The organism is Nocardia vinacea NBRC 16497, from assembly GCF_000308835.1.
GTDB lineage: Bacteria > Actinomycetota > Actinomycetes > Mycobacteriales > Mycobacteriaceae > Nocardia > Nocardia vinacea.
This window is the reverse complement of the sequence record NZ_BAGN01000173.1, coordinates 1-6,854: the sequence shown is the minus strand read 5'-3', so window position 1 is coordinate 6,854 and position 6,854 is coordinate 1. Positions and strand designations below refer to the sequence as shown.

The following is a 6,854-nucleotide window of genomic DNA, read 5'->3' as shown; positions in this document are numbered from 1 at the left end:
ATCGGCGACCACAGCGCGTCCGTCGACCACTTGGTCAGCGTCTCGCGCAACCGGCCGACATCGGTGCCATCGGCCGCGATGATCTGAATCGAGTCCAGCCGCCCGACGCGGTCGGTGAGTTTCTGCGCCAGCCCGAGCGGGGCGGCAATGATATGGCCCCCGTTGAGTTGCTTGGAGGTCTTCTTATCGAGAACCGCTGCGACAGTGACGGTTCCAGAACCGAGCGGGAAGTGTTCGCCCTCGGCGCGCCCCATCCCGGATCCGACCAGGACACCGTTCGGCACGGTGAGCAATTTGCTCGCCTGCGCGGCCATCGGCCCGCCCAGGTCGCTGCCGAGTGCGGTAATGCTGGTGTCGGCGCCGATCAGCAGCGCCTTATCGGCGCCCGATCCGACCTGTGCGCGCAACATCGGCACCGCCTTGTCGACGCCGGGTGTGGTCGCGATGCGTTGCAGCTCCTGCTGATCGAATCCCGCGTCGGTGATCCCGGTGACCTCCAATACAGCCTTGCCGCCGAGACTGCGGGTGAGCCGGTCCACCGAACCGGTGACCGAACCGGAGATGCTGAACACCGCGACCAGCAGCGATGCCGAGATGGACATCACCGCCAGCGACATGAGGGTGCGGCCGCGGTGGGCGAGCAGCTCACCGATATTGAACAGCCGCAACCGATCCCATGCCGCGCCGATCATGCGCGCACCGTCCGCGGTTCGATATCGACCTTGTCATTGGAGCCGATCTGCCCGTCGCGCAGCGTGATCACCCGGTCGCAGTATTCGACGGCGCCCATATCGTGGGTCACCATCACCACCGAATTTCCGTTGCCCGCAATATCGCCGAGCAGTTTCAGGATGGACGCACCGGTCTTGGAATCCAGATTGCCGGTCGGTTCGTCGGCAAGGATGAGCGGCGGATCCATGATCAAGGCCCGCGCCACCGCGACGCGCTGCATCTGACCGCCGGACAATTCGGCGGGCCGATGGGCTGCCCGCTCGCTCAGCCCGACCAGGTCGAGCAGTTCCAGTGCGCGCGGCTTGGCCTTACGCAATCCGGTGCCGTCCAACAGCTTCGGAATCGCGACATTTTCCCAAGCGGTGAGGGTCGGCAGCAGATTGAAGAACTGGAAGATGAAACCGACACGGTGGCGGCGGAATTCGGACTGCCGCTCGTCGTCGAGGCCGCCGATCTCCGTACCCCGGAAGCGGATCGACCCGGAGTCGGGGGTATCGAGTGCGCCGAGCAGATGCAACAGCGTGCTCTTACCCGAGCCGGACGGCCCGATGATCGAGGTGAATTCACCGGATTCGATGCGCAGACTGATGCCGTCCAGTGCGCGCACCGCCTGTTCGCCGACGCGATATTCCTTGGTGATATCCGTCAGTTCCAGCATGGCCTGGTCCGGCATGGCGGTCCCCCACCCTCTTTCTCAACTATTCGATCTTGGTCGATTGTGGCGCACCGCAGTGTCGCACCGGCGCGTTATAGCGCCATCGCCTCGGCTGCCCGAACTCGGCGACGATATTGCGCGTCGAGCACGGCGCGCAGGACCGGTTGTTCGGCGGCGAGTTCGAGATAGGCCTCGACCGCGGATTGGCCCTGCACCAGCGCCTGGTCCAATTTCGCGTCGAGATGGATATTCCACCGATATCGCAACGCGAGCAAGAGGCCCTCCGGTCCGCCGAACAACCGGTCCAGTTCCGGGATCTCCGCGAACAGGTCGGGACTGGCCGGATCGATGGCCGCGCGGGTGAGCACGGTGCGCATGATCTCGGTTCGGCGGTGGTGATCTTCCCATCCATTGCGACTGCTGTGTCGCTCGGAATGATCGTCGTAGCGGTTGTTTGCAGGTCGCTCGAAATGATCGCCGTAGCGATTGCTTGCAGGTCGCTCGAAATGATCGGACATGGCATATGCCCTTCCGTGATTTGGTAGATCTCACGCTACGGACGGGAAAATACGGTGTCTTCGTGCCAGGGACGCGAATCGATCTCCTACCGCGGTAGGAGCCGCGGCCCGCTCCGAGCACGATGCACCGGCCTCGACCTGGCGGTTAGCCTTACAGGATGGATGTGACCCACGCCATCGCGTCGTCGGCGGGCGCCCAACCGGCGATACCGTTCCGCGAGAGTGGGCGCATCAGGGATCGGTTCGTCGCCTTCGTACGCAACCCGGTCGCGGTCTTGCGCCGCAATCTCGAAGAGCTGCCGTTCGACTACCCGCCCTCGGTAATGATCAGCGCCGATGCGGCTCTGCTGGTGGTCGGTGTCGGCGCCGTCGTTCAGCGCCACGAATATTTTCCGACCGCGTTGCCGATTCTGGCGCTTGTCCTGGTCTTCCTCTCGGTGCCGCTGTTCTGCTTCTTCGGTGTGACGCCGAGCCCGATCCTGCTCGCGGTTTCCGGCCTGGTCGCGACGGCGATCATGCTCACCCAGCCGGTGTCGTCCGACTTCTCCCCGTTCATCCTGGTGGTGATGGTCGGCGAGGTCGCGGCCATCGTGCGAAAACGTTTCAGCGCCTTGTTCGCGGTTGTCGCGGTGCTCGAGTTGATGGCCTTCGACGCGGCCGGTCACCTGATGTGGAGTGTGTCGGGTGAGCGATTGCAGGGCCTGCAGATGTACATCGTCGGGATCGCACTCGGCTGGCTGGTCGGCGTGATGCTGCAGTACCAGCGCAAATTCCTTTATCAGGAACGCCAGAGCCAGCAGATCCGAGCCGAACGCGCCGCCGACGCGGAACGCAGCCGGATCGCGCGCGAGGTGCACGATGTCATCGCGCATTCGCTCAGCATCACCCTGCTGCATCTGACCGCCGCCCGGCACACGCTGCAGACCGACCGCGACGTGGACGAAGCGGTGGACGCACTGGTCGACGCCGAGCGACTCGGCAGGCAGGCCATGGCCGATATCCGTCGTACCATCGGACTGCTCGACGCCGGGCCGTCCAAACTCGTTCCGGAGCCCGGCATCCGCGATATCGATGATCTGGTCGGTGATTTCGCGGGGGCCGGATTGGATGTTCGCTATACCCGTACCGAGGATCTGTCCGCGGTGTCCGCCGCGGTCGGGCTCGCGCTCTATCGGATCGGCCAGGAGTCCCTGGCCAATGTGATCAAACATGCGCCCGGCGCGACCGCGACCGTGCTGTTGGAGGTGGACTCCTCGGTGGCCAGGCTCATCGTGAACAATTCGCTGCCCAAGGGATTGCCGCCGGATCTGGGCGGCGGGATGGGACTGTCCGGTATGCGTCAGCGTGCCGAACTGCTCGGTGGCCGCATCAAGACCGGGCCGTACGACGACGGCTGGACGGTGCGAGCCGAATTCCCGCTGAGCGGCGCGCGGGCCTGGTCGATGTCGTGCGGTCTGCCCGACGTGATCCATGGGGCCGCGAGTGCGGTGCGCGACATGCGGCGCGACGGTGCGGTGGGGGAGGGCGCGTGACGACAGGGACTGCGGCCGACGGCGATGAGACGGTCACGGTGCTGGTCGTCGATGATCAGGAACTCGTCCGCGGTGGGCTGCGGCGCATCCTGCGGCGACGCGACGGTTTCGTGGTCATCGAATGCGCCGACGGCGATGAAGTGCCCGCCGCGATAGCGGCCAACCGACCCGATGTCGTGCTGATGGATCTGCGCATGAAGCGCGTGGGCGGCATCGACGCGACCCGCATGCTGCGTGCGCGCGACGGTGCGCCGCCGGTGCTGGTGCTCACCACCTTCGACGACGACCAGCTGCTGTCGGGTGCGCTGCGGGCCGGGGCGGCGGGATTCATCCTGAAGGATTCGCCTGCCGAGGATCTCATCCGAGCTGTCCGCACAGTCGCCGTCGGCGGGGCTTGGTTGGACCCGTCGGTCACTGGTCGGGTGCTCTCCGCATACCGGACGGTTCGCCCCGCCGTCACCCGCGACGACAGCCGACTCTCCGAACTCACGGCACGCGAGTACGAGGTGCTCGAATTGATCGGGCGTGGGCGCGTCAATGCCGAGATCGCACGAGATCTCGGGATCTCGGAAGTCACCGTCAAGAGCCATGTCGGACATATATTCGGCAAACTGGAGCTGCGGGATCGGGCCGCCGCGATCGTGTTTGCGTTTGACCACGGGGTGGTCGCACCAGGACAATCCACAGGTTGACGGGCAGCCGGATCGCGCATACCCGGAGCTGGTGATGGGCGATCTTTGCCCGGGATGTGGAGGAATGACGGGGTGGACGGACCTGGATGGAGAGTCGGCAGTCGGTTCGGGCCGTATGAGCTGAGAGCGCTGCTCGGCAAAGGGGGTATGGGCGAGGTCTACGAGGCGTACGACACGGTCAAGGACCGCGTGGTCGCGGTCAAACTGCTGTCCGACGAACTCGCCAGGGACCCGGTCTACCAGGTGCGCTTCCGTCGCGAATCACAGGCGGCGGCCCGGCTGGCCGAACCGCACATCATCCCGATCCACGACTGGGGCGTGATCGACGGTGTGCTGTTCATCGATATGCGGCTGGTGCCCGGCACCGATCTGCGTGAGATCCTGCGCAATCAGGGGCCGATGAGCGCCGAGCGTGCGATCGGCATCATCGAGCAGATCGCGGCCGGTTTGGACGCCGCGCACGCCGACGGTCTCGTGCACCGCGATGTGAAACCGGCCAACATCCTGGTCACCGAGGCGGATTTCGCCTACCTGGTCGACTTCGGCATCGCCCATATCGAGGGCGACAGCGCGGTCACCCAGGCGGGTATGGCCATCGGCTCCTACACCTACATGGCCCCGGAGCGATTCGATTCCGGACCGGTGACCGGTCGCGCCGATATCTACTCACTCGCCTGTGTACTGCACGAATGCCTTACCGGGGCAACACGGTTCCCGGCCGGGAGCATGAGTCTGCTGATCCGGTCGCACCTCACCGAGGCGCCGCCGCGACCGAGCGTGCAGCGGCCGGGAGTTCCCGCGGCGATGGACGAGGTGATCGCCCGCGGCATGGCCAAGGAGGCCGCCGACCGTTTCCCGACCGCGACCGATCTGGCGCGCGCGGCCAGGGCCGCACTCGGCACCGCGCCCGCCGCGAATGCGCCGACCTTGATCGTGCGGCCACCGGATCCGTCGCGCGGGCCGTCGGATCAGGCCGTGGTGCACCGCAGTCCGGCGTCGCCCGCGGAGTCGACGGGAACGATTCCGGCGGTGATCCATCCGACCGGGCCGACGGTGGTCTCGCCCGCCGATCTGCAGTTCACACCGTTGCCGCCGCAGCAGCCCGCCGGTCCGCCGTTCGGGTCGCCCGGGGTCGGTCGGCCGGTGCGGCCGTTTCCGGACGCGCATTTGTACGAGGAGTCGCCGCCGGAGTTTCCGCAGCACTTGCCGTCACCGCGGTACCCGGGTGATCCGGCGGCTCCGACGACTCAGCGGTATCCGGAGTCGCATTACCCCGAAGCGGGGTACCCGGAGGCTCGAAACCCGGCGCGGACGTATCCGGAACGGTATGGCACGCAACAGGATTCGTCCGCTCCGGAAACGCGTCGGGTCCCGTTGCCGGAACCCTTCTCCGGCACACCGCCATTCGAGCCGCCGCGCGGTCCAGCCCATGCGGCGCCCAACCCGTACCGGCCGTCGCCGCAACCGGCCGAGTATTCGCCGCAGGGCTATGCCGAACCCGACTACGAAAATGATTACTACGCACAGGATCCCGCGGATCCGTATCAGCGGGATCGATCGGTCATGTTGCCGATCATGGTCACCGTCTTCGTCATCGTCGTGCTTGCGGTCGGCGGTGCCATCGGCTGGCAGGTGCTCGGCTCCAGCAAATCCGGGGATGCGAATGTGCAGGCGGGTGTCCAGATGACCACGACGGCCGGCATCGGCACCGCCGGCGGTTCGACCACATCGCCGTCGACCTCGACCACCAAGGCCGCACCCACCTCGGTAACCCTGCCCGCAGGCGCGACGAACTGCACGAACGGCCAACCCGTCGCAGGCAGCTTCACCCAGTCGGCCACCGGATCCTCGGTCACCAGCTGCGGTTTCGCGGAAGCGGTCCGCAAGGCCTACGCCGAATCCGCCGCCACGAACGTCTCGCGCTCATCGCGCTCGGTAGTGGCGACAAGTCCGGTCACCGGCCGCACCTACACCATGAACTGCGTCGCCGACGGACAATTGGTTACCTGTACCGGCGGTGAAAACGCGGTGGTCTACGTCTACTGACGCAGATACCGTCTCGATGGTGACGGTCGCAGCGTGACCAGTGTGCCCGCTGCGGTTGGGCCGGTGTGGTCGATCGATGTGACACGATGACCGGCGACTGCGTTTGTCCCTGGCATCGCCACGACAGGAGCCCGACCATGCCACGTTTTGCCACCGCTGACCGGGTCGAACGAGCCGAACTGCTGGAATTCCTGCGTACTCGCCACCGCGGCGTCCTGGTCACGAGCCGCAGCGACGGCCGCCCACAATTGTCGCCGGTGACCTGCGGGATTGATCCCGAGGGCCGCATCGTGGTGTCGACCTACCCGGCCCGCGCCAAGGCCGGCAACGCGCGACGCGACCCGCGCGTGTCGATCTGCGTGCTGTCCGACGACTGGAACGGTCCCTATGTACAGATCGATGGCCGCGCCGAGGTTCTGGACATGCCGGAGGCCCTCGACGGTCTCGTCGAGTACTTTCGCGCCATCTCCGGCGAACATCCGGACTGGGCCGAGTACCGCGAGGCCATGGCACGGCAGAACAAGTCGCTGTTTCGCATAGATATCGAACGCTGGGGACCTGTTGCGACGGGCGGTTTCCCGCCCGAACTCGCGGACTGAGACGGTCGAACACTGCCCGGCCTTCGTACTCCCCACATCACCCGCAGTGACCGGCGGGCCGTGTAATTGTCGGCGGGGTC

General features: G+C 66.1%; 7 protein-coding genes. 4 read left to right on the top strand and 3 right to left on the bottom strand.

Annotation, left to right across the window (positions count from 1 at the left end):
- The 3 genes from ON44_RS23460 to ON44_RS23450 all read right to left on the bottom strand — a co-directional run.
- The coding region (locus ON44_RS23460) for an ABC transporter permease (protein ID WP_040693679.1) at positions 1-692 on the bottom strand (692 nt) is incomplete at its 3' end.
- On the bottom strand, positions 689-1,405 hold the full coding sequence (locus tag ON44_RS23455) for an ABC transporter ATP-binding protein (protein WP_040693676.1): 717 nt from the start codon (positions 1,403-1,405) through the stop codon (positions 689-691). The genes ON44_RS23460 and ON44_RS23455, both read right to left, overlap by 4 nt.
- 74 nt (positions 1,406-1,479) lie before the next feature.
- The gene (locus tag ON44_RS23450; RefSeq protein WP_245567297.1) at positions 1,480-1,905 is read right to left on the bottom strand and encodes a hypothetical protein; all 426 of its coding nucleotides are present in this window, start codon (positions 1,903-1,905) and stop codon (positions 1,480-1,482) included.
- Between the two features lie 158 nt (positions 1,906-2,063).
- On the opposite strand from ON44_RS23450, the gene ON44_RS23445 reads away from it, so the two are divergent.
- From ON44_RS23445 to ON44_RS23430, 4 genes are all read left to right on the top strand, one after another.
- Positions 2,064-3,437, top strand: a complete 1,374-nt coding sequence (locus tag ON44_RS23445) for a sensor histidine kinase (protein WP_063721614.1) — start codon at positions 2,064-2,066, stop codon at positions 3,435-3,437.
- 38 nt (positions 3,438-3,475) lie between these two features.
- Positions 3,476-4,129 (top strand): response regulator, encoded by a 654-nt coding sequence (locus tag ON44_RS23440; protein ID WP_040693682.1) that lies wholly within the window; start codon positions 3,476-3,478, stop codon positions 4,127-4,129.
- Between the two features lie 72 nt (positions 4,130-4,201).
- Entirely contained in the window at positions 4,202-6,175 is a 1,974-nt protein-coding gene (locus ON44_RS48510; protein WP_245567296.1) for a serine/threonine-protein kinase, read from the top strand.
- Between the two features lie 137 nt (positions 6,176-6,312).
- On the top strand, positions 6,313-6,774 hold the full coding sequence (locus ON44_RS23430; RefSeq protein WP_040693672.1) for a PPOX class F420-dependent oxidoreductase: 462 nt from the start codon (positions 6,313-6,315) through the stop codon (positions 6,772-6,774).
- Positions 6,775-6,854: the final 80 nt, after the last annotated feature.